This window comes from Arthrobacter zhaoxinii, from assembly GCF_024385505.1.
In the GTDB taxonomy this organism is placed as follows: Bacteria; Actinomycetota; Actinomycetes; order Actinomycetales; family Micrococcaceae; genus Arthrobacter_B; species Arthrobacter_B zhaoxinii.
This window is the reverse complement of record NZ_JANFLT010000005.1, coordinates 291,724-314,500: the sequence shown is the minus strand read 5'-3', so window position 1 is coordinate 314,500 and position 22,777 is coordinate 291,724. Positions and strand designations below refer to the sequence as shown.

Annotated in this window: 20 protein-coding genes and 1 tRNA gene; 12 read left to right on the top strand and 9 right to left on the bottom strand. The window is 66.8% G+C overall.

Translation table 11 applies throughout. The features are described 5' to 3' along the window. Positions 1-77: 77 nt before the first annotated feature. Positions 78-1,322, bottom strand: a complete 1,245-nt coding sequence (glgC, locus tag NNX37_RS08865; RefSeq protein ID WP_308206310.1) for a glucose-1-phosphate adenylyltransferase — start codon at positions 1,320-1,322, stop codon at positions 78-80. A gap of 78 nt (positions 1,323-1,400) precedes the next feature. On the opposite strand from glgC, the gene glgA reads away from it, so the two are divergent. Then, complete coding sequence (glgA, locus tag NNX37_RS08860) at positions 1,401-2,597, top strand: glycogen synthase (protein ID WP_255792061.1); 1,197 nt, start codon at positions 1,401-1,403, stop codon at positions 2,595-2,597. 402 nt (positions 2,598-2,999) lie between these two features. Here the strand turns inward: glgA and NNX37_RS08855 are convergent, their stop codons facing one another. Further along, positions 3,000-5,105, bottom strand: a complete 2,106-nt coding sequence (locus NNX37_RS08855; protein WP_255792060.1) for an acyl-CoA dehydrogenase family protein — start codon at positions 5,103-5,105, stop codon at positions 3,000-3,002. After that, positions 5,102-5,827 (bottom strand): TetR/AcrR family transcriptional regulator, encoded by a 726-nt coding sequence (locus tag NNX37_RS08850; RefSeq protein ID WP_255792059.1) that lies wholly within the window; start codon positions 5,825-5,827, stop codon positions 5,102-5,104. Before NNX37_RS08850 ends, NNX37_RS08855 begins: the two co-directional genes overlap by 4 nt. 81 nt (positions 5,828-5,908) lie before the next feature. Between NNX37_RS08850 and NNX37_RS08845 the strand changes: the two genes are divergently transcribed. The 4 genes from NNX37_RS08845 (at position 5,909) to NNX37_RS08830 (ending at position 10,835) form a co-directional block, all read left to right on the top strand. Beyond that, on the top strand, positions 5,909-7,246 hold the full coding sequence (locus NNX37_RS08845; RefSeq protein ID WP_255792057.1) for an acetyl-CoA C-acetyltransferase: 1,338 nt from the start codon (positions 5,909-5,911) through the stop codon (positions 7,244-7,246). A gap of 2 nt (positions 7,247-7,248) precedes the next feature. Beyond that, positions 7,249-8,589 carry a 3-oxoacyl-ACP reductase gene (locus NNX37_RS08840; protein ID WP_255792055.1) on the top strand — a complete coding sequence of 447 codons (1,341 nt, stop codon included), beginning with the start codon at positions 7,249-7,251 and terminating at the stop codon, positions 8,587-8,589. Then, positions 8,586-9,536, top strand: a complete 951-nt coding sequence (locus NNX37_RS08835) for a MaoC/PaaZ C-terminal domain-containing protein (RefSeq protein ID WP_255792054.1) — start codon at positions 8,586-8,588, stop codon at positions 9,534-9,536. The genes NNX37_RS08840 and NNX37_RS08835 overlap by 4 nt, the downstream gene beginning before the upstream one ends. A gap of 81 nt (positions 9,537-9,617) precedes the next feature. Then, positions 9,618-10,835: a kynureninase gene (locus tag NNX37_RS08830; RefSeq protein WP_255792053.1), complete on the top strand. Its 1,218-nt coding sequence runs from the start codon at positions 9,618-9,620 to the stop codon at positions 10,833-10,835. 4 nt (positions 10,836-10,839) lie between these two features. Here NNX37_RS08830 and NNX37_RS08825 read toward each other — a convergent pair whose 3' ends face one another. The 4 genes from NNX37_RS08825 to NNX37_RS08810 all read right to left on the bottom strand — a co-directional run bounded on the left by NNX37_RS08825 (position 10,840) and on the right by NNX37_RS08810 (position 14,248). Continuing rightward, the gene (locus NNX37_RS08825) at positions 10,840-11,232 is read right to left on the bottom strand and encodes a universal stress protein (RefSeq protein WP_255792052.1); all 393 of its coding nucleotides are present in this window, start codon (positions 11,230-11,232) and stop codon (positions 10,840-10,842) included. A 37-nt stretch (positions 11,233-11,269) separates the two neighbouring features. Then, positions 11,270-12,673: an APC family permease gene (locus NNX37_RS08820; protein ID WP_255792051.1), complete on the bottom strand. Its 1,404-nt coding sequence runs from the start codon at positions 12,671-12,673 to the stop codon at positions 11,270-11,272. Positions 12,674-12,753: 80 nt separating this feature from the next. Beyond that, positions 12,754-14,052, bottom strand: a complete 1,299-nt coding sequence (locus NNX37_RS08815) for a hemolysin family protein (RefSeq protein WP_255792049.1) — start codon at positions 14,050-14,052, stop codon at positions 12,754-12,756. A gap of 113 nt (positions 14,053-14,165) precedes the next feature. Continuing rightward, positions 14,166-14,248 (bottom strand) — tRNA-Leu (locus NNX37_RS08810). Between the two features lie 193 nt (positions 14,249-14,441). On the opposite strand from NNX37_RS08810, the gene NNX37_RS08805 reads away from it, so the two are divergent. Both NNX37_RS08805 and NNX37_RS08800 read left to right on the top strand, forming a co-directional pair. After that, the gene (locus tag NNX37_RS08805) at positions 14,442-15,764 is read left to right on the top strand and encodes a M20/M25/M40 family metallo-hydrolase (protein ID WP_255792047.1); all 1,323 of its coding nucleotides are present in this window, start codon (positions 14,442-14,444) and stop codon (positions 15,762-15,764) included. A gap of 31 nt (positions 15,765-15,795) precedes the next feature. Beyond that, positions 15,796-16,944, top strand: a complete 1,149-nt coding sequence (locus NNX37_RS08800; protein ID WP_255792045.1) for an acyl-CoA dehydrogenase family protein — start codon at positions 15,796-15,798, stop codon at positions 16,942-16,944. 37 nt (positions 16,945-16,981) lie between these two features. Here the strand turns inward: NNX37_RS08800 and NNX37_RS08795 are convergent, their stop codons facing one another. Beyond that, positions 16,982-17,215, bottom strand: coding sequence for a DUF5703 family protein (locus tag NNX37_RS08795; protein WP_255792043.1), 234 nt, complete (start codon positions 17,213-17,215; stop codon positions 16,982-16,984). A gap of 41 nt (positions 17,216-17,256) precedes the next feature. On the opposite strand from NNX37_RS08795, the gene NNX37_RS08790 reads away from it, so the two are divergent. Genes NNX37_RS08790 through mshC form a run of 3 tightly spaced genes read left to right on the top strand, consistent with a single transcriptional unit; the run spans position 17,257 to position 19,758 of the window. Beyond that, positions 17,257-17,577, top strand: coding sequence for a hypothetical protein (locus tag NNX37_RS08790; protein ID WP_255792042.1), 321 nt, complete (start codon positions 17,257-17,259; stop codon positions 17,575-17,577). A 53-nt stretch (positions 17,578-17,630) separates the two neighbouring features. Beyond that, positions 17,631-18,455 carry an undecaprenyl-diphosphate phosphatase gene (locus NNX37_RS08785; protein WP_255792041.1) on the top strand — a complete coding sequence of 275 codons (825 nt, stop codon included), beginning with the start codon at positions 17,631-17,633 and terminating at the stop codon, positions 18,453-18,455. Positions 18,456-18,477: 22 nt separating this feature from the next. Continuing rightward, the gene (mshC, locus tag NNX37_RS08780) at positions 18,478-19,758 is read left to right on the top strand and encodes a cysteine--1-D-myo-inosityl 2-amino-2-deoxy-alpha-D-glucopyranoside ligase (protein WP_255792040.1); all 1,281 of its coding nucleotides are present in this window, start codon (positions 18,478-18,480) and stop codon (positions 19,756-19,758) included. An 84-nt stretch (positions 19,759-19,842) separates the two neighbouring features. On the opposite strand, the gene NNX37_RS08775 is transcribed toward mshC, so the two are convergent. Continuing rightward, positions 19,843-20,727: a PAC2 family protein gene (locus NNX37_RS08775; protein WP_255792039.1), complete on the bottom strand. Its 885-nt coding sequence runs from the start codon at positions 20,725-20,727 to the stop codon at positions 19,843-19,845. Between the two features lie 104 nt (positions 20,728-20,831). Between NNX37_RS08775 and NNX37_RS08770 the strand changes: the two genes are divergently transcribed. Next, complete coding sequence (locus NNX37_RS08770; RefSeq protein ID WP_255792037.1) at positions 20,832-21,560, top strand: HAD family hydrolase; 729 nt, start codon at positions 20,832-20,834, stop codon at positions 21,558-21,560. After that, a complete protein-coding gene (locus tag NNX37_RS08765; protein ID WP_255792036.1) occupies positions 21,557-22,708 on the top strand; it encodes a site-2 protease family protein in 1,152 nt (383 codons plus the stop codon). The genes NNX37_RS08770 and NNX37_RS08765 overlap by 4 nt, the downstream gene beginning before the upstream one ends. Positions 22,709-22,777: the final 69 nt, after the last annotated feature.

Sequence of the window (22,777 nt, the reverse complement as noted above, 5' to 3'; positions counted from 1 at the left end):
GGAGAAGACCGCTGGCACCCGTATCGGGGGCAGGGGCACCGGGATATCTCACACCCGGTGCCCCTGCTCCTGAGCGATTACTCCTCCGGGACGCGTTGTCCCTTGCTGAGCACGGTGAGGCCTGACTCGGTCACCGTGAACCCGCGGCGGAGGTCCAGTTCCCGGTCCACGCCCACCGTCGCACCCGCCGGAATGCGTACGTTCTTGTCGATGATGGCCCGGCGGATCACCGCACCCTCACCCACGTGCACCTTGTCCATCAGCACCGAGTCGGTCACCTCCGCGTTGGAGGCAACGTAGACGTCCTGCGCCAGCACGGAGCCGGTCACCTTACCGCCGGAGATGACGGTGCCGTCGGAAACGATCGAATCGAAGGCGGTTCCGGCCTGGTCGGAGGCGCTGCGGACAAACTTGGCGGGCGGGGAGATGCTCTGCCGCGTGTAGATGGGCCACTTCAGGTTGTACAGGTTGAACGCCGGCAGGGGAGAGATCAGGTCCATGTTGGCGTCGTAATAGGAATCCAGGGTGCCGACGTCGCGCCAGTACTGGTGGTCGCTGCCGGTGGCTCCGGGAATGACGTTCCGGGTGAAGTCGTACACGGCGGCGTCGTCGCGTTCCACGAAGTAGGGAATGATGTCCCCGCCCATGTCGTGCTTGGTGACCAGGCGTTCCTCGTCCCACTGCAGCGCCGAAACCAGGGCGTCGGTATTGAAGACGTAGTTGCCCATGGAGGCCAGGAAGCTGTCCGGATCATCGGGCAGGCCCGGGGTCGTCTCCGGCTTTTCCACGAACGCAGCGATGCGTTCCGGGTTCTCCGGATCGGTTTCGATCACGCCGAACTGGTCCGCAAGGTGCAGCGGCTGCCGCACGGCGGCAACGCTCACCGACGCGCCGGAAGCAATGTGTGCCTCGACCATCTGGGAGAAGTCCATGCGGTACACGTGGTCCGCACCGATGACCACAACGATGTCCGGCTGGGCGTCCTCGATCAGGTTCATGGACTGGTAGATGGCGTTTGCGCTGCCGAGGAACCAGCTCTTGCCCACGCGCTGCTGTGCAGGCACCGAGGCCACGTAGTTCTGGAGCTGGGTGGAAAGCCGCCAGGTCTCGGAGATATGCCGGTCAAGGCTGTGGGATTTGTACTGGGTAAGAACCACTATCTGGAGGTACCCGGAGTTCACCAGATTGGAAAGTGCGAAGTCTATGAGGCGGTAACGCCCGGCAAAGGGAACGGCCGGTTTGGCCCGATCTGCTGTGAGCGGCATTAGCCGTTTACCCTCGCCGCCTGCGAGAACTACTGCCAGGACCTTCTTAGGCGCCATTGTCTTGAACCTCTTCCGAAAATAAGTCTGCTGACTTCAGACTAGATCACTGGTTGCCCGGTGCACTACGTTGGTTTAGTGCGAGTAGATATTGTGTCGAAGGAATTCCCGCCGGAAATCTACGGAGGAGCAGGCGTTCACGTTGCCGAGCTCAGCCGGGTTCTGGCCGGAGAAGTAGATCTCCATGTGCATTGTTTCGGTGCCCCGCGCCCCGAAGACTTCCACGGAGCCAAAGTAAAGAGCTATGCGGTGCCGGCGGAACTGGAGTCCGCGAATCCGGCCGTGCAGACCCTCGGGACGGACCTCGAGATCCTGGGTGGACTGGCCGGCGCGGACCTGGTCCATTCGCATACGTGGTATGCCAATATGGCCGGCCACCTGGGGTCCCTGCTGCACGGCATTCCGCACGTGCTCAGCGCCCACAGCCTGGAACCGCTGCGTCCGTGGAAGGCCGAGCAGCTCGGCGGCGGATACGCCGTCTCCTCCTGGGTGGAGAAAACCGCCTACGAGGCAGCCGCCGCCATCATCGCGGTCTCCGAAGGCATGCGGCAGGACATCCTGCGCAGCTACCCGGATGTGGACCCGGACCGGGTTCGGGTGGTCCACAACGGCATCGATGTGGAGCAGTGGCAGCCGGATGTCGATCCCGAGGGTGTTCGCGCCTTCGACATTGATCCGGACCGCCCCAGCGTGGTCTTCGTAGGCCGCAACACCCGCCAGAAGGGAGTGCCCTACCTGCTCCGGGCTGCGGCGCTGCTGCCGCCGGAAGTCCAGCTGGTCCTGTGCCTCGGCGCGGCGGACACCCCCGAACTTGCTGCGGAAACCGCCGTGCTGATCGAGGAACTCCGGCGTACCCGCACCGGCGTCGTCGTTATTGAGCGCATGCTGCCGCGCGCCGAGCTGATCAAGATCCTCTCGATCGCCACCGTGTTCGCCTGCCCGTCGGTCTATGAACCGCTGGGCATCGTGAACCTCGAGGCGATGGCCTGCGGCACCGCCGTCGTCGCCAGCGCCACCGGCGGCATCCCGGAAGTGGTGGACACGGGCGTCACCGGCCTGCTGGTTCCCATCGACCAGGTCACCGACGGCACCGGCACTCCGCTGGATCCGGAGAAGTTTGTCCAGGACTTCGCCGAGGCGCTGACCTCCGTGGTCACGGACCCGGCCCTGGCCCAGCGGATGGGCGAGGCCGGCCGCGTCCGGGCCACCGAGCAGTTCTCCTGGGAGTCCATCGCCGAGGCGACCCTGGACGTCTACCGGTCCGTCCTGGCCTAACGCCTGAAACCGAAAGGCGCCGTTGCACAGTGCGTGCGACGGCGCCTTTTGGCTGTTCCGGTTACGGCTCCCCGGGGAACCTACTTCACGGGGTCCCACGGTTTGGTGCTGGTGTGACCCCTGGGACCACAGCAGGCAACACAGCCCCCAACCGCTGGGACGCTGTGCTGGATCCCGGCCCGGCGACCCGCTCTACCGCACAGGGTCCCACCGTTTGGTGCTGATGTGACGAAAGTGACCCCAGCGGGCAACAGGAGCCCCATGTCGTGGGACGCTGTGCAGACTCTCTGACCCGGGACCGCCCGGAACAAAGAAAGGGCGCCGCCGCACAGTACGTGCGACGGCACCCTTCGCTGTTCGGCTACCTGGCTCCCCGGCTGCCCGGCGGAAACCCCGGGGAGCCTACTTCCGGGCGGACTTCTTCTTCTGTGAAGCCTTCTCGCGGGCAATCAGGATTTTTTCGTCCACCGGAGCGGCCCCGCTGGCGCGCAGCATCCGCTGGTACTCCATGGCTTCGTCCTGGCGGGCCTTCTCCGCACCGGAGGCAATCTTGGCGCGCAGGTGCTCCTGGCCGTAACCGAAGGAGTCCACCAGATCCAGGGCATGCGGACGGATCTTGGCCAGCAAGCGGTTGATGTACGGACCCAGGGTGCGTGCACGCTGGGCGGACAGGCGGCCGTTCATGAGGTACCAGCCCAGGTTCTTCTCGATCAGGCACAGCCCGAACAGGTCCCGGACCCAGGTCATGACCTGCCGGGTGCCGGCATCCTCAATCCGGTCCAGCCCCCGGGTGAAGGCCTCCCACTGGAGCAGTTCTGCATGGGCACGCGCGGCTTCGATCAAGGCGTGCTGGTTCTCGTTGAACACCGCCGCGCCCTTGTCCTTCGGCAGCCCGCGGGCCTCCTTGAGTGCGGTTGCCACCTCGGCCACCATGGTGCCCACGCGGTCGGCCAGCAGGTCATGCTGGGTGCGCGGATCGCGCAGGGCAATGGCGGATTTCTTCTCGGACCCGGAGTCACGGAAGGACTGCGCAATCCGGCGCAGTCCGGTGCGGTGCAGGGTCACGTCCGTGGCCTGTCCCACCACGTAGCGGGCGAGGACGCCGAAGTCCGCACCGGCGAATTCCTTGGCGTAATCTGCCAGCAGGCGCTTGGCCACCAACTGCAGCAGCACCGTGTTGTCGCCCTCGAACGTGGCATAGATATCCAGGTCCGCGCGCAGGGCAGTGAACCGGTTCTCGGCCAGGAACCCGGCACCGCCGGTGGCTTCCCGGCATTCCTGCAGCGTGTCCAGGGCATGCCAGGTGGACAGGGACTTCAGGCCCGCGGCAAGGGTTTCCAGGTCCTGGCGGTCCGCGTCGGTGTCATGCGCACCGGAGAAGACGTCGTCGAACTTATGCAGCAGTTCCTCGTGGGCGAAGGTGGCGGCGAACGTGGTGGCCAGCAGGGGCAGCAGGCGGCGCTGGTGCTGCTGGTAGTCCATCAGCACCTCTTCCTTGATGTCCGATGCGCCGTTGAACTGGCGGCGTTCGGTGCCGTACTGGATGGCCGTCTTCAGCGCCAGCTTGCTCGCGTTGACGGCTGCGCCGTCGAGTGAAACGCGGCCCTGCACCAGGGTGCCGATCATGGTGAAGAAGCGGCGTCCGGGGCTGCTAATGTCCGAGGTGTAGGTGCCGTCGGCGGCGACGTCGCCGTACTTGTTCAGCAGGTTGGTCCGGGGGATGCGGACGTTGGAGAAGTGCAGCCGGCCGTTGTCGATGCCGTTCAGGCCGCCCTTGACGCCGTCGTCCTCGCCGCCGATACCGGGCAGGAACCCGTTGTCGTCCCGCAGGTCCACGTAGAACGCGTGTACGCCGTGGTCCACACCCTTGGTGATGAGGTGCGCGAAGACGACGGCGGCCTTGCCGTTGACGGCACCGTTGCCGATGTAGTCCTTCCAGGCAGCGCGGAAGGGTGTGTTGATCACGAATTCTTCAGTCACTGCGTCATATTCGGCAGTGGTGGCAATGCTGGCAACATCGGACCCGTGGCCGGTTTCGGTCATGGCGAAGCAGCCCGGGATGTCCAGGCTCATGATGCCCGGCAGCCACTTTTCGTGGTGCTCCCGGTTGCCCAAGTGCATCACTGCGGATCCGAACAGGCCCCACTGGACGCCTGCCTTGATCTGCAGGGACGGATCAGCCACCACGAGTTCCGTATAGCCGGCAACGTTCGCGCCGTGGCTGTCTTCGCCGCCCACGTACTTGGGGAAGGCACCGTGGACCGACTTGCTTTCCACCAGGATCTTCAACTGGTCCATGACCCGTTCGCGGTGCTCTGTATGGGTCAGGCCTGCAGGCGTCTGCATGGCTTCCATACCGGCGATTTTGCGGGCCTGCAGGCGCTTTTCAGCCCATTTGCCGAGCAGGACACGGCCCAGCGCCTCGACGTCCACCACTGCGGCGTCGTTGTCGCTGATCGTGGCACTGGCCGGGAGCTGGCGTTCGGTGGGTGAGAGCGTTTGCGTCATTGCGTTTCCTTCTCGTGGTTGGAGGGAGTAGCTGGAGGGGTCGGGGGCAGATGCCCCCGGTCGTAGCCAATGCCGTCAAAGAGCCAGGCAGTCAGCTGGTCGGTCATTTGTTCCTCGGTCGGCTTGCCGGGGCCGGGGGGAGCGGCGATCCAGCGCTCTCCGGCAGCCCGGATCATGCCGAGGGCGGCCGTGGGCCAGTACTGTGCGGTGGCGCTGGCCTGGGGAGGAACCTCACGGCCGGCCAGGTAGTCGCGCACGGCCGAGTCCATCATTGCCGTGATGGTGTCGAAGAAGGACGAGAGGGCGGTGTCGATCTGTCCCGGCCCGCCGTCGCCAAGCTGGCCGGTGACAAACAGGTAGACATTGGGGGAGGTCTCCGCCATCTGCAGGTAGGCCGACACCATGGCCCGCAGGCCGGACCGGGCGGAGACTGCGGTGCGGCCCGCTTCCACGATCTTTTCCTGCATCCGGGCCACGGCCATTTCCCCCATGGCTTTCTGCAGCCCGGCCTTGTCCCCGAAGTAGCGGTAGAACACGGACTTCGAAGTGCCGGAGGCGGCGGCAATCTCTTCCATCGACGCCGCGCAGCCCAGGGTATGCACGGCCCGGCGGGCGGTTTTGATCAGGGTACGACGGCGCTCGGCCCGGTGCGCTTCCCAGCGGAGCGCGCGGCCGTCCGCAGCCGGGGACGGCGCGGAAGGATCTTCAAGTACGTTGTTCACGATACTGAGCGTATCAGGTACGCTGGGTAACAGTAACTGACGTCACATCGAACCCCCATGGACTCCCAAGGAGAACGACGAATGGCTGCACAGCCTGAATCCGCACGAGCTACCCCCACGAACAACGGCGCCGGCTCATCGGTGCGCAAGGCGGTGGTGATCGGCGGAAACCGCATTCCCTTCGCCCGCTCGGGCGGCAAGTACACCTACAGCTCCAACCAGGACATGCTCACGGCCGCCCTTGACGGGCTGGTTGCCCGCTTCGGCCTGCAGGGCGAGCGCATCGGCGAAGTTGCCGGCGGCGCCGTTCTCAAGCACTCCCGCGACTTCAACCTGACCCGCGAAGCGGTCCTGGGTTCGGCACTGTCGCCGGAAACCCCCGCCTATGACGTACAGCAGGCCTGTGCCACCGGCCTGGAGACGGTGGTGAGCCTGGCGAACAAGATCAAGCTCGGACAGCTGGAATCCGCCATTGCCGGCGGCGTCGACTCCGCCTCGGACGCTCCCATTGCCGTCAGCGAAGGCCTCCGCCGGGCACTGCTGGACCTCTCCCGCGCCCGGACCACCAAGCAGAAGCTGGCGGCCGTCGCCAAGATCCGTCCCAAGGACCTCTCCCCGAACGCGCCGTCCACCGGCGAACCTCGCACCGGGCTGTCCATGGGCGAGCATCAGGCCCTGACCACCGCCCAGTGGAAGATCACCCGCGAAGCCCAGGACGAACTGGCCTTCAACAGCCACCGCAACATGGCAGCCGCCTACGACCGCGGCTTCTTCGATGACCTCGTGACCCCGTACCGCGGCCTGGCAAAGGACGCGAACCTGCGCCCCGACACCACCATGGAAAAACTGGCCAAGCTCAAGCCGGCCTTCGGCAAGAGCCTGGGCGATGAGGCCACCATGACCGCCGGCAACTCCACCCCGCTGACCGACGGCGCCTCCGTGGTCCTGCTGGGCTCCGAGGACTACGCCCGCGAACACGACCTGCCGATGCTGGCGAACATTGTGGACGCCGAAGCCGGCGCCGTTGACTTCGTACACGGCAAGGACGGCCTGCTGATGGCTCCGGCCTTCGCCGTACCGCGCCTGCTGGCCCGCCATCGCCTGACCTTCGACGATTTCGACTTCTTCGAAATCCACGAGGCCTTCGCAGGAACCGTCCTCTCCACCCTGGCTGCCTGGGAGGATGAGGAATTCTGCCGCACCCGTCTGGGCCTGGACGCACCGCTCGGCAGCATCGACCGCAGCAAGCTCAACGTCAACGGCTCCTCGCTGGCCGCCGGACACCCGTTCGCGGCCACCGGCGGACGCATTGTCGCCTCGCTGGCCAAGATGCTGCATGAAAAGGGCTCGGGCCGCGGCCTGATCTCCATCTGCGCTGCCGGCGGCCAGGGCCTCGTCGCAATCCTCGAGGCGCGCTGACCATGAGTGATACCTACCTGAACCTCGTAAACAGCGGCTTCACCAAGGAGCTGTCCAAGAAGCTCGGCCTGCCCCGGCCGGCTATCCTGCGCCGCTTCGACCCGTCTCGACCCCTGGTGCCGGGCCCGGTGCTCGTGCTCGGCAAGAGCACTGCCGCCGACGAGCTGTCCCGGCTGCTTCTGGGCTGGGACCAGGACGTACGCCGGCACGCGACGCCGAAGGAAAAGCTCGGCGCCATCCTGATGGTGCTCGACGACGCCGCGGCGCCGACGGATCTGGGCGAGCCGACCCTGGCCGCCGGCGCAGCGCTGCGCGACCTTGCCCCCGGCGGACGGGTCATCACCGTTTCCCGCCCGGCGGCGGAAGCACAGGACCCGGCAGCCGCAGCGGCCCGCCAGGGTGTCGACGGTACGCTGCGCTCCATTGCGCACGAACTGCGCGGCGGAGCCACGGCCAACGGCATTGTGCTGGCCAACGGCGTGCAGGCCACGGCGCCCTCGGTGGCCGCAGCCCTCCGGTTCCTGCTTTCGGGCAAGAGCGCCTACGTCAGCGGACAGTTCATCACCGTCGGTTCCGACGCCGGCGAGCTTCCGGCCGATTGGAACGCGCCGCTGGCCGGCAAGGTCGCCGTCGTGACCGGTGCCGCCCGCGGCATCGGCGCCGCTATTGCCCGGGTACTGCACCGCGACGGCGCATCGGTGATCGTGGTGGATGTGCCTGCGGCCGGAGAACAGCTGGCGAAGGTAGCCAACGAAATCTCCGGCACGGCACTCCAGGTCGATATCACCCGTGAAGACGCCGCGGACCGCATCCTCACCCACGCCGTCGAACGCTACGGGCACCTGGACATCGTGATCCACAACGCCGGCATCACCCGTGACAAGCTGCTGGCCAACATGGATGAAGCCCGCTGGGGCTCGGTCATTGCCGTGAATATTGCCTCGCAGCTGCGGATGAATGAAACCTTCCTGTCCTCCGCCGGTTTCAGCCCCGAGGGCCGGATCGTCTCGCTGGCCTCCACCAGCGGCATTGCCGGCAACCGCGGGCAGACCAACTACGCAGCGTCCAAGGGCGGCGTGATCGGCATGGTCCGCGCCACCGCGCCGCTGCTGGCACCGCGCGGCGCCTCCATCAACGCCGTCGCGCCGGGCTTTATCGAAACCGACATGACCGCTGCCATTCCCGCGCTCACCCGTCAGGTGGCACGCCGGCTGTCCAGCCTGCAGCAGGGTGGACTGCCCGTCGACGTCGCGGAGACCATTTCCTTCCTTGCCTCCGATTCGGCTGCCGGCGTCAACGGACAGGTAGTACGCGTCTGCGGGCAGAATATGGTGGGTGCATGACGGATACCCAGCTGAGCGAGATCCCCGCCCTCGGGCGCCTCTATGCCGGTGCGGTGGGCAGCGCGGCGAAGTCGCGCCTGTCGCCGTCGAAAACCACCGGCAGCCTGCCGACGGACCGGCACGTGGTGCGCGGGGCCTCCGTAGACCTGGCCCGGCTCACCGATTTCCAGCGCCTGGTCCTGCACAGCGCCACGGATTACCTGCCCACCGGCTACGTGCATACCTTCGCGTTCCCGGTGGCCATGTCCCTGATGGCCCGCGAGGACTTCCCCCTGCCCCTGCTGGGGATGGTGCACCTGCGCAACGAGGTGCACCATTTCCGGCCGATCCACTACGGCGAACCCCTGACGGTTACCGCGTGGGCGGAAAACCTCGCCGGCCACCGGGCCGGAACCCAGGTGGAACTCGTCGCCGAAGTCACGGTAGAGGCGGACGGCGGCTCCGAGACTGTCTGGCGCGGCCGTTCCACCTACCTGGCCAAGGGCGTTTTCCTGCCGAAGATCGACCGGCCGGACAAGTCGGCGGTGCGGACGGAGTTCGTTCCTCCGCTCCCGACGGCGCTCTGGCGCCTGGGCGCCGACGCCGGACGTAACTACGCCCGGGTCTCCGGCGACTTCAACCCCATCCACCTCAGCCGGCTGTCGGCGAAGGCCCTGGGCATGAAGCAGTCCCTGGCCCACGGGATGTACCTGGCCTCGCGGGTGGTTGCCGATACGGTGCAGACCCATGAGGGACCGTTCCAGTGGAGCATCGACTTTGAGTCGCCGGTGTTCCTGCCTGCCACGGTTGCGGTGGCGATCGACGACGACGGGACAGCGGGCGAATGGGCCGGCTCCACCTTCACGGGCTGGAATCCGCGTTCCCACCGGCGGCACTTCTCCGGTTCGGTCACGCCGCTGGACCCTGCGTCCGACGGAAAGGGATTCAGCGCCGCACCCCGCGCCTGAGCACATCCGCACAGCCCGTCCGCCTCCGGGAGCACCCGGAAGCGGACGGGCTTTTGGATGTCCTGATGCTAAGGTTCCCTCATGATTGATGCTCCCGGCCTGCTGGTTGCCGCCAAGGAACTCGACGCCGCCGACCCCCTCGCGGGCTACCGGGACCGGTTCCTGCCGGCAGAGGGCGTCCGGGCGTATCTGGACGGTAATTCGCTGGGCCGCCCGCTCCGCGCCACCGCCGAAAACCTGCAGGATTTTATCTCGCGCCAGTGGGGCGGGCGGCTGATCCGCGGCTGGGACGAGCAGTGGCTGGAGCTGCCCGGCCGGATCGGCGACGAACTCGGCGAGGTGGCGCTCGGTGCCGCTCCCGGACAGTGCATCGTTGCGGATTCCACTACTGTGCTGCTGTACAAGCTGGCACGGGCCGCCGTCGCCGCCCGGCCCGGCCGCACCGAGATTCTGCTCGATGCCGACAACTTCCCGACAGACCGGTACGTCCTGGAAGGCGTGGCCCGCGAATGCGGCCTGACCCTGCGCTGGGTGTCCGCCGAGTATGCCGGCGGAGTCACCCCCGAAGCGGTGGCGGACGCCGTCGGCCCGCAGACCGCACTGGCCGTGTTCAGCCACGTGGCCTACCGCTCCGGGTACCTTGCCGATTCAGCGGCCATCAACACAATCGTGCACGACGCCGGCGGGCTGGTCCTGTGGGACCTGTGCCATTCGGTGGGGGCCGTACCTGCCGAGCTGGACGCCGAGGGGACGGACTACGCCGTCGGCTGCAGCTACAAATACCTCAACGGCGGCCCGGGTGCACCCGCCTGGGCCTACGTGGCCGCCCGCCACCAGGCGGACTTCTCCCAGCCCATCCAGGGCTGGCTGGGGTCCAGCGATCCGTTCGGCATGGCGCAGGGCTATGTTCCGGCCGAAGGCATTCGCCGCCTGGTCTCGGGCACCCCTCCCATCCTGGGCATGCTCGCGATGCAGGACATGATTGCCCTGATCCGGGAGGCCGGAATGGATGCCGTCCGCGCAAAGTCACAGGCGCTTACCCAATACGCGCTCACCGCCGTCGACGCTCTGCTGGCACCGCGCGGCGTCGTGCTGGCCTCGCCGCGCGACCCGGACCGCCGCGGCAGCCACATCACCATCGACCATCCGAAGTTCAAGGCAGCGACCGCTGCCCTCTGGCAGCAGGGCATCATCCCGGATTACCGCAATCCGGACGGCATTCGGCTGGGCTTGTCACCCCTGTCCACGTCCTTCGCGGAGACCTTCACCGGGATCGAAGCGGTACTGGCCGAACTCTGAAGCCTCAGGCCTGGCCGGCTTTGACCGCAAGCACCGGGCAGGCGGCCTCCAGCAGCACGCGCTGGGACGTGCTGCCCAGAATGAGCTTGCCCACCGGCGTCCGGTGCCGGATCCCCACCACCACCAGGCGGGCACCGTGGTCCTGGATTGCCTTCAGGATTTCCTCGGCGGCATCAAAGTCCCCGGCGGGGTGAAGCAGGACATGGGAAACCCCGCTGCCCTGCAGGACGCCGGTCAGCGTCTGCAGATAGTCGGGGGTATGTTCCGGCCGCGGCTTGCGGGTGCTCTCCACATTAACCACCACGAGTCCGGTGGCGAGGTCCCGTGCTGCGCGGAGCGCGGCGCGCAGCGCTGTTTCCCCCTCCGGTGTGGGGACGTATCCGACGACGACGGTCATGGCTTCCTTCTTCCTGCCTGCTTCGCCACTGGCTCGCTCAGCTCAGCTGCGAGGGGTCGCTGAAACGGGTCCTGCGTGCTTTCACTGCCCGGTTCCAGATCCAGGTGAGCACCCACAGAACTAGCCCGAGCAGCAGCAGCAGCCCGGCGATCCGGTACTCAATGGCGTCCTGCGCCCACGGACCGAGCAGGAAGGCGCAGGTTCCGGCACCGATGAAGGGCATGATGCCGGGGGAGCGGAAGTGCGGCCGGTCAACCGGCGTTCGGCGCAGGACGATGCACGCGATGTTCACCACGGTGAAGACGGCCAGCAGCAGCAGTGCGGTGGTCCCGCCGAGTGCCGTCACCGTTTCCCGGCCCATGAAGTTGGTGACCACGATGATCAGGCCCACCGCGATCGCCGTCGTAAACGCAATGGACGCCCAGGGGGTGCGGCGTCCGGGCAGGACCGCCGACAGCCCGCGGGGCAGGACATCCTGTTTTGCCATGCCGTAGAGCAGCCGGCTGGCCATCAGCATGTTGATCAGGGCGGTGTTGGCGACGGCAAAGATGGACAGGAACGGATAAATAACGTCCACGGGGAGGTTGGGGGCACCGGCCCGCACCACCTCCAGCAGCGGGGTGGCGGATTCGGACAGCTGCCCCACCGGCACCACGGCGACGGCGGCGATGGACACCAGCAGATAGACCGAGACCGTAATGGTCAGGCCGGTGAGCATCACCTTCGGGAAGATCCTCGACGGGTCACGGGTTTCCTCCGCCATGTTCACCGAGTCCTCGAAGCCGACCATGGAGAAGAATGCCAAAGCGGTGGCGCCGGTGAGGGCGAGGAACACGCTTTTGCCCGCTTCGGTTTCAAACACCACCACCCGGGAAAAGTCCGCGTTGCCCTGGCTCATGGCCCAGAACCCGATGGCTATGACGATCAGGAGGCCGGTCAGCTCGATGGCGGTCAGCACAATGTTGAACTTCACGCTTTCCGCTGCGCCCCTGAGATTGACGGCAGCGAGCAGCAGCACGAAGATCACAGCGATCCAGGTGACTCCGGTCTGTCCCCACTCAAGCTGAAACCCGACAATAAAGTTCTCGGCGAGGAATTTCGAGGCCGTCGAAGCGGACGTTATCCCGGAGCAGAGCACCCCGAAGGTCACGAGGAAGGTCAGGAAATGCACGCCGAAGGCCTTATGCGTGTACAGGGCGGCACCGGCCGCCTGCGGATACTTCGTCACCAGTTCCAGATAGGACAAAGCAGTAATGGTTGCCACCGCGAACGCGAGCAGGATGGGCGCCCAGGCGGCACCTCCGATTTCGCCGGCCACCTGTCCGGTCAGGGCATAGACGCCGGTGCCCAGGATGTCGCCGACGATAAAGAGCAGCAGCAGCTTGGTGCCCATGACCCGCTTGAGCTCGGGCTGGACGGTTTCCGCTTTGATGTCAGCCATGGTTGTCCTTCCGGACGTTCAGGGATGCCGCGTTGGACGGTATTCTGCGCGGTGGACGGCGGATCTGGCAATGGGCTGCCCTACGCAGGCGCCCCGGGAATCACCCGGACCGCGCCGATCCGCCGCCGCCGCACGCCCAGGACCTCCAGCCTGCAGCCCGGGGCCTGCACCGTGTCGCCCGGCCGCGCCATGCGGCCCAGACGTTCCAGGATGTACCCGGCGACCGTCTCGTATTGGCCCTCGGGCAGCCCGAACCCGGTCAGCCGTTCGAATTCCTGCAGGATCAGTGCGCCGTCCACCACCAGCTGCCCCTTTTCCCTGCGGTAGCGGTCTTCGGGGTCCTGCCCGGTGTCGTATTCGTCGTAGATCTCGCCGACGAGTTCCTCCACCAGGTCTTCCAGCGTCACGATGCCGTCCGTCCCGCCGTATTCGTCCGCCACAATCGCAATGTGGCTGTTTCCGCGGCGCATGCGGCCCAGTGACGGCAGGACGGCGGCGGTCCCCGGCACAAACAGGATCGGGCGCAGGATGTCGGCCACACTGCGCTGGTCCGGCTCCTGGGCGTCCGGATCCGGCATCAGATCCCGCACGTGGATGAACCCGAGAATGTCGTCCACGGAGGTGCCGGTCACCGGATACCGGGAATAGGGCTGGTGCCGCACCCGGCGTCGCGCTTCTGCCAGGGGAAGGTCCGCACGGACAAACACCACTTCGGTCCGGGGCCGCATGACCTCCTGGACCAGCCTTGTGCCTGCTCCGAAAACGTCTGAGAGGATCCGCCGGCTGTCTTCGGCCAGCATGGGGCTGGCCGCCACCATGTCCCAGAGTTCCTCGCTGCTCACCGGCACGGTCTTCACCTTCGGATTACCGCCCAGCAGACGCACCACGGTGTCGGTCGAGAAGGACAGGAGCCGGATAACGGGGCGCATCAGCACGGCGAACAGGTTCAGGGCGGGGGAGAGGACGCGGGCGTAGAGGACCGCATTCTGCGTGGCCAGCCGCTTGGGCACCAGTTCCGAGAACACCAGGGACAGGTAAGCCACGGCGAGGGTCAGCAGGATGAACGCCGTCGCTTCCGCCGTGGACCCGGGCAGCCCCCACTGCCGCAGAAGGGGAACCAACGCAGGGGCCAGGGCCGAGGCACCGTAGGCGGCGGAGAAGAAACCGGTGAGGGTCACGCCGATCTGGATCGCCGACAGGAACAGGTTGGGGTTGCGGGCCAGGTGCGCGGTGCGCCTGCCCTGCTTCCCGCTCCGTTCGATGCCGCTGATCTGGCTCTCGCGGAGGGACACCAGCGCCATTTCCGCGCCGGCGAAGATTCCGCCCAGCAGAATGAAGAAAACCACGAGCAGGAGATTAAAGACGCCGCTGCCGTCCATGGTGCGAGCGTACCGAAGGCCTGCGGGTGATGTGAGGTAAAGATCACACCGGACCGTTCCGGACAAACAAAAAAGTCCTCCCGGAATCCGTAGATTCCAGGAGGACTTCACTGTGCGCGGAGGGGGACTTGAACCCCCACCCTCGTTAGAGGACTAGCACCTCAAGCTAGCGCGTCTGCCATTCCGCCACCCGCGCTTGGGTGATTTCCACCGGCTCTTTAGTTGTTCAAAACCTGTGGAAGCAACGGGAAAAACTCTAACACGGTTTAGGCGCTAAGCACGAATCGGCCCAAGCCGGGGGCCGGTCGGCGCCCCCGTGCAGCGAAATGCGGCCCATCGCGCCGCCGGTCTGGCTAAGCTGGCTGCACAGTTCACCGAAGGAGAAGCCCATGCCCACAGACGTCCGTGCCGAGCAGCCCCGCGCCGAAGATGAGGTGGCCCGGATCTGCCAGGAGCTCATCCGCTTTGACACCTCCAACTTCGGCGACAACTCCGGTCCGGGGGAGCGTGCGGCTGCCGAGTACACCGCCGGACTGATCGAAGAAGCCGGGCTCTCCGCCGACCTCTTTGAGTCGGCCCCGGGACGCGCGTCCGTGGTGACCCGAATGGAGGGCACCGATTCCTCCCTGCCCGCCCTCGTGGTCCACGGCCACCTCGACGTTGTACCGGCCCAGAAAGCGGACTGGACGGTGGACCCGTTCAGCGGCGAGGAACGGGACGGGCTGATCTGGGGCCGCGGCGCCGTGGACATGAAGGACATGGACGCCATGATCCTGTCCGTGATGCGCTCCATGGCGGCCACCGGAACCCGGCCGCGCCGGGACATTGTCTTTGCGTTCTTCGCCGATGAGGAAGCGGGCGGCGACTACGGTGCCCGCTGGGCCGTGGAACACCGTCCGGAACTGTTCGACGGCGCCACCGAGGCCATCTCCGAGGTCGGCGGCTTCTCGGCCACCATCGGCGGAAAGCGGACGTATCTGCTGCAGACTGCGGAAAAGGGCATCTCCTGGCTGCGGCTGGTCGCGCACGGCCGTGCCGGGCACGGCTCGCAGATCAACACCGACAACGCCGTCACCCGGCTGGCCCGCGCCGTCGCCAACATCGGCAGCCACCCCTGGCCGATCGAACTGACGGACACCACCCGTGCCTTCCTGGACGGCGTCACCGAACTGACCGGCGTCGAGTTCGATCCGGACAACCCGGACCGGATCCTCGCTGAACTGGGCACCGTGGCCCGGTTTGTGGGCGCGACCCTGCAGAACACCTCCAACCCGACGGTGCTGAAGGCCGGCTACAAGCACAACGTCATCCCCGGCACCGCCGAGGCCCTGATCGATGCCCGCACCCTGCCCGGGCAGGAGGAGCAGGTGCTGGCCACCATCCGCGAGCTTGCCGGCGAAGGCATCGACATCAGCTACGAGCACCAGGACGTGTCCCTCGAAGTACCGTTCAAGGGCAACCTGGTCGACTCGATGATCTCCGCCCTGCAGGCCGAGGATCCGGGGGCACCGGTGCTGCCGTATACGCTTTCGGGCGGTACGGACAACAAGTCCCTCAGCCGGCTGGGCATCACCGGGTACGGTTTTGCCCCGCTGCGTCTGCCGGAAGACCTGGACTTCACCGGCATGTTCCACGGTGTGGATGAACGCGTGCCGGTGGACTCGCTGAAGTTCGGGACCCGGGTCCTCTCCCGCCTCCTGACCGATTACTGAGCCCGTCCCCGCCTTTCGAAGGAGAACCCCCGTGCCGGCCACCGATGTCCTTTCCCCGGAACTGCTGGAATGCCTGCGCTCCCGTGCCGCGGGCTATGACGAGACCAACAGCTTCTTTACGGAGGACCTGGCAGACCTGCGCGCGGCCGGTTACCTCGCCCTGTTCACCTCCCGTGACGGGGGCGGAGCCGGGATGGGCATTCCGGACGTCGTTGCCTGCCAGCGGCTGCTGGCCGCGGCCGCTCCGGCGACGGCGCTGGCCGTGAACATGCACCTGGTCTGGTGCGGGGTGGCCCACCTGCTGGCACTGAAGGGGGATGAGTCGCTGGACTTCATCCTGCGCGAGGCGGCGGCGGGGGAGTTGTTTGCCTTCGGAGTGTCCGAGCCATCGAACCCGGCCGTGCTTTTCGATTCCCACACTGAGGCCCGTCCGACGGGCGACGGCGGATATGCCTTCACCGGCACCAAGATCTTTACCAGCCTGTCGCCGGCGTGGACGCGGCTGGGCATCTTCGGAAAGGACGCCTCGGATCCGGAGGAGCCGCGGCTGGTCTTCGGTTTCGCCGACCGCGGTACGGAGGGCATCACCATTGCCGACGACTGGAACACGATGGGCATGCGGGCCAGCCAGTCCTGCACCACCCGTCTGGCCGGCGCCGTGGTGCCGGCACCGCGGATGGTCCGCACGACGCCGGTGGGCCCGCACCGGGATCCCTTTGTCTTCGGGATCTTCGCCCTGTTTGAAACCCTGCTGTCCGCTGTCTACACGGGCATCGCGGACCGGGCCGTGGACCTGGCGGTCGAGACCGCCCGGGAACGTTCTTCACGTGAGGGCGTTCCGGCGTCGGCGGACCCCGCTACCCGCTGGAAGATAGCTGACGCCGCCCTGCGGATGGACGGTATCCGGCTGCAGCTCGGCGCCGTGGCACGGGACCTTGAGGACGGCACGGATCACGGCAGCTACTGGTTCCCGCTGCTTTCGGGCCTGAAATACCGCAGCACCGAAACGGCCCGCGGCGTGGTGGAAACCGCCGTCCGGGTTGCGGGCGGCCGCAGCTATTTCCGGGGAGCGGAGCTGGAACGGCTCTACCGCGACGTCCTCGCCGGAATGTTCCACCCTTCGAGCGAGGATTCGGTGCACGGCAGCGTGGCCAACGCGCTTCTGGGTCCGGTGGAGTAGGGCCCCGGAAACAGCCGGGGCAGAACAGCCCGGGCGGCTACGGGGTCCGCTGGACGCGCAGCACCCTGCGGCGCAGCCAGAACCGCCGGCCGCCGCCGCTGTAGATCCGGCTGCGGTGCAGTTCCCATTTGCCGTATTCGGCGTGCTCAACCAGGCGGCGCCTGGCGTCGGGCAGTGATTCGTTCGGATCCACCGACACCACCAGGTACTCATAGTCCCGGGAATTTTCGCGCCGGCGGGAGACATCAGGTGCAAGAATTTGTTCGCGCATTTCCCTCCAATTTTCCCTACTTTACCGATAACGTCTAGGTCATGAGCATAGATCCGCGCATCGCGCTCCAGTCCCTTGTCACCGCGTTCGAGGAGCACCTCGCGGCTGCGGCCGCCCGCCGCGGCGAAAAGGATCCGGTGGTCGAAAGTGCGTATCTGGCCATCGCCGATGCCTTCGAAGTCTACGAGGAAGTCCTTTACGACGCCTACGGCGAGGTGACCCCGCTGGAAATCTACGAAGACGACGAGGACGACGGCGACTACGACGGCGTGGACGAGGTGGACGAAGTCCTGGATGACGAGCCGGAGGCGGCGGAGGACCAGGACAACGGGAACCCGCTGGGCCGCTCCGCCAACCGGTAGCGCGCCCCTGCGGGTGGACGGCGGCGTCCCGGCCGTCAATTAGAGTCTTAGGTGTGAATTGGTTTGAAGCGATCTTCCTTGGCCTGATCCAGGGCCTGACAGAGTTCCTCCCCATCTCCTCCAGCGCACACCTGCGCATTATGGGGGAGCTGCTGCCCGGAGCCCAGGATCCGGGGGCGGCCTTTACCGCCATCACCCAGCTGGGCACCGAAACCGCCGTGGCGGTGTACTTCTGGAAGGACATTGTCCGGATCGTGAAGTCATGGTTCGGCTCCCTCTTCGGCCGCGTGCCGCGCAGCGATCCGGATGCCCGCATGGGCTGGCTGATCATCATCGGCAGCCTTCCCATCGTGGTGCTGGGCCTCCTGTTCCAGGACCAGATCGAAAGCACCTTCCGCAGCCTGTGGATTGTCGCCACCATGCTGATTGTCTTCGGCATCATCCTGGCGGTGGCCGACGCCGTCGGCCGCCAGCAGCGCACGCTGGATAAGCTCACCTACCGGCACGGCATCCTGTACGGTTTCGCCCAGGCGCTGGCCCTCATCCCGGGGGTCTCCCGTTCCGGCGGCACCATTACCGCCGGCCTGTTCATGGGCTACACCCGTGAGGCTGCGGCACGCTACGCCTTCCTGCTCGCCATTCCCGCCGTCTTCGGCAGCGGACTGTTCCAGCTGGTGAAGTCGCTGGACGAGCCCATGCCCTACACCGGCCTGCAGACCGGCGCCGCCACCGTGGTTGCCTTCGTTGTGGGCTTCGTCATTATCGGCTGGTTCCTGCGCTACGTCTCGACCCGCAGCTACCGCCTCTTTGTCTGGTACCGCATCCTCCTGGGCGTCTGCATCTACCTCCTGCTGGGCTTCGGCGTCCTTACCGCCTAACCCTGCCCGTTAGAGTGGAAGGGTGATTGCCTGGAAATCTTCCTCCCTGCCCTCCCTGCCCGGCACGTCGGACGACGTGCGGCTCTATGACACCGCCGCGCAGGCGCGGGTGGTTGTGCGGCCCGCCGGCGAGGCGAGCATGTATGTCTGCGGGATCACCCCCTACGACGCCACACACATGGGCCACGCGTCCACCTACGTGGCGTTCGACCTGCTCAACCGCCAGTGGCGCGACGCCGGCCACACGGTCCGCTATGTCCAGAACGTCACCGATGTCGACGATCCGCTGCTCGAACGCGCCAACGCCACCGGCGCAGACTGGCGCGAACTCGCCCGGGAGCAGACCCAGCTTTTCCGCGACGACATGGAAGCCCTCAACGTCCTGGCCCCGGACCATTACATCGGTGCGGTGGAGGCCGTGGAGTGGATTGTTCCGGTCGTCGAAGATCTCTTGGACCGCGGCCTGGCCTACCGGGTTCCCGGTACCGCCGGTGAGCCCGACGGCGACCTCTACTTCGACGTCGACGCCGCCTCCCGGCTGGCCGATGGCGACCCCGATGCCTGGTGGCTGGGGCAGGTCTCGCACCTGACCCGCGAGCAGATGCTTCCGGTCTTTGCCGAACGCGGGGGAGACCCGGAGCGTCCCGGCAAGCGCAGTGCCCTGGACCCGCTGCTGTGGCGCGTGGAGCGCACCGGCGAACCGTCCTGGGACGGCGGCCGGCTCGGAACCGGACGCCCGGGCTGGCACATTGAATGTTCAGTCATTGCCCAGCGTTTCCTGCCCCGTCCCTTCACCGTGCAGGCCGGCGGTTCGGACCTGGTCTTCCCGCACCACGAAATGAGCGCCGGCCACGCCTTTGCCTGCGAAGGCACCCCTCTGGCCTCGCACTACGCGCACGCCGGCATGGTGGGGCTGGACGGCGCCAAGATGAGCAAGTCGCTGGGCAACCTGGTCCTGGTCTCCCGGCTGCGTGCCGAGGGAGTCGAGCCGGCAGCCATCCGCCTGGTGCTGCTCTCCCACCACTACCGCACCGACTGGTTCTGGACCTCCGACCAGCTGCGCGGCGCCGAAGAACGCCTCGTCGCGTGGCGGCGTGCCCTGCAGTCCACCAACGACGACGCCGCCGCCGCGCTCCTGCAGCAGATCCGCGCCGCGCTGGCCGATGACCTGGATGCCCCGGCCGCACTGCAGGCTGTTGACGCCTGGGCGGGCGCGGCAGCTGCCGAGGGAACGCCGGGAACCCAGACCGGAGCGGAACTCGTCTGCGCCGCTCTGAACGCGCTGCTCGGAGTCCAGCTCTAGACGGAAACCGGACCGCTTCCCGGATACGACAACGCCGGCCGCACCCATCGGGTACGGCCGGCGTTGTCGTATCCGCGGCCTCGCTCAGTCCCTGCGGCGGCGCTTCAGGTAGCGTTCAAATTCGCGGGCTATGGATTCCCCGCTGGCTTCGGGGAGCTCGGCCGTATCCTTCGCTTCTTCGAGCTGGCGGACGTAGGCGGCAACCTCCGGATCCTCGGTGGCCAGCTCGTCCACGCCCCGTTCCCAGGCTTCGGCCTCTTCAGTCACCGGATGCGTATCCAGGGGAGCCTGCAGCAGTTCCTCAATGCGGTTCAACAGGGCCAGCTGCGCCTTGGGCGACGGCGCCTGCCCCACGTAGTGCGGTACCGCGGCCCAGAGCGAGATGGAAGGGATGTCCGCCAGGCCCGCCATCTCGGACACCACTCCCACAATGCCGATGGGCCCCTCATAGGAGGACGACTCCAGGCCCAGGCTTTCCTGCAGGTCGACTTCCTCGCAGGACGCACTCACCGGAATGGGCCGCGAATGCGGAACATCGGCGAGCAGTGCGCCGGCAAGCACAATGCAGTCCACATCCAGTTCCTTGGCCAGGGCAATGAGTTCAGCGGTGTAGGCCCGCCACTTGTACGAGGGCTCGACGCCCGTGACGAAGATGACGTCCAGGTTGCTGTCCGGGACCTCTGCCCGGGAAATCCGCGTGGTGGGCCACTTGATCCGGTGCCCGCCGGAGGCGGTGCGCTTGATCGACGGTCTCGTAAATTGGAAATCGTAGTACTCGTCGGCGTCGATACTGGCTATTTTTTCGCTGTCCCAGTGCCGGCTCAGGAATTTCAGGGCATCGGAGGCTGCTTCACCTGCGTCGTTCCACCCTTCGAACGCAGCCAGCATCACCGTGACGCGCTCGGGGGACGTCTCGTCGCCAAAAAAATCCTGGAGGCCTGTGGCTTCAAAGCCTTCGGTATTGCTCACCACTTCACACTATGCCCCGTCCGACCCGCATGTCAGGACCGCGTCACGGTGCTTCGCGGAGAGCAAAAGAAACACCGGCTTACGCCGCCACGTAGACTGAGGACATGCCCCTGAATACCGCAGATGATTCTTCCCGCAGCCAAGCCGACGCAGCACTGCAGGCCGTGTTCTGGGATATGGACGGCACCATCGTGGATACCGAGCCGTACTGGATCGCTGCCGAGAAGGACCTCACCTCATCTTTCGGCGTCGACTGGACGGATGCCCAGGCCGAAGCCATGGTCGGACAGGCACTGGAAGTCAGTGCCGGGATGCTCCGGCAGGCCGGTGTGGATCTCGGAATCCGTGACATCATCGACCGGCTGATCGGCCAGGTGGCAGCGCAGGTCCGCCGCGAGGTGCCCTGGCGGCCGGGGGCACGTGAACTCCTGACCCAGCTGCAGGCCGCCGGTATTCCCTGTGCCCTGGTCACCATGTCGGAGCAGGTGCTGGCGCAGGAGATCCTCCGCGCCCTGCCGGCCGGGACCTTCGGCGTTGTGGTGACCGGCGATATGGTCGGCAACGGCAAGCCGGACCCCGAGCCCTACCAGCTTGCCTTCGACACGCTTGCCCGTTCCGTTCCCGGCCTGGACAAGGGCCGGGTTGTCGCTATTGAAGATTCCCTGCCCGGTGCCACCTCTGCACAGGCGGCAGGACTGGTGACGCTGACGGTACCGAACTTCGTTCCGCTGCCGCCGGGGGTCTTCGAGCATGAATGGGACTCCCTGGCCGGACGCGGGGTGGACTCTCTGCGCCAGCTGCTTCCCGGCTCCGTCCTGGAGTCCGTCAGGTGAGCGGTACCGGACCCGGAACGCAGCGCCGGGAAGGCATTCCGCTGGGAAGCATTGCCGGCGTCCCGGTAATCCTCGCCTATTCCTGGTTCCTCATTGCGGCGCTGATTGTGGCCGTATTCGGACCGCAGGTGCAGGATGCCTTCCCCCGCCTTGGCAACGGCGCCTACGCCGTTGCGCTGGGCTATGCGATCCTGCTGCTGCTCTCGGTCCTGGCACACGAGGCAGCGCATGCTTTGACCGCGAGGGCCTACCGCTGGCCCACCTCCAAGATCGTGCTCACCCTGTGGGGCGGGCACACCCAGTTCGGCGACTTCCGCTCCACTCCGGGCCGCTCACTGCTCGTTGCCCTGGCCGGCCCGGCAGCCAACTTCCTGCTGGCCGCAGCCGGATTCGGCATCCTGCAGCTCCTCCCGGACGGCGGAGTGGCAGAGCTGGTCACCTTCATTTTTGTGTCCGCCAACGTACTGATCGGCGTTTTCAATGTCCTGCCGGGACTTCCGCTGGACGGCGGACGCCTGGTGGAAAGCGCGGTCTGGAAGCTCACCGGGTCCCAGGAACGCGGCACCGTTGCTGCCGGCTGGGCCGGACGCATCATCGCGGTCCTGCTTCTGGCTGCCGTCATTGTGCCGCCTTACCTCCGGGGCGTCGCCCCCTCCCTGAGCCTGGTCCTGCTGGCCGCCCTGCTGTGCGGTTTCCTCTGGATGGGGGCAGGGGCCGCTGTTTCGAACGCCCGGGTGCGCCTGCGGCTGCCGCAGGTCAGCGCCGGCGCCCTGATGGAACCGGCCGTGTCCCTGCCCGGCGGAACACCCGTGTCGCAGGCCCTCCGGCTGGCGCGTGAGCATCCGTCAGCCACCCTGGTCATCACTGCCGCCACCGGCCAGCCCGAAGCCCTCGTGGACCGCGGGGCCCTGGCCTCCGTTCCCGCCGACCAGGCCGAACTGGTCCCGGTGAGTGCCGCCGCTCGTCCGCTGGCTGCCGGCGCCTATGTTCCCGAAGCCGCCGCCGGATCCGAACTCGTCCAGTACCTGGCCCAGCTGCAGGGCAGCGAATACGCCGTCATTGACCGCGACGGAACCGTGACCGGCCTCCTGCGCCAGGCCGCCGTCGTCGCCGCCGTGACCGGAAAACCCGCCCGCCCGGGACGCTGACACCTCCGGCTTCAACTGCCCGCCCGGCGCAGCCATGCCGGCGCCCATAACCCCGCAAAAGAACCAAAG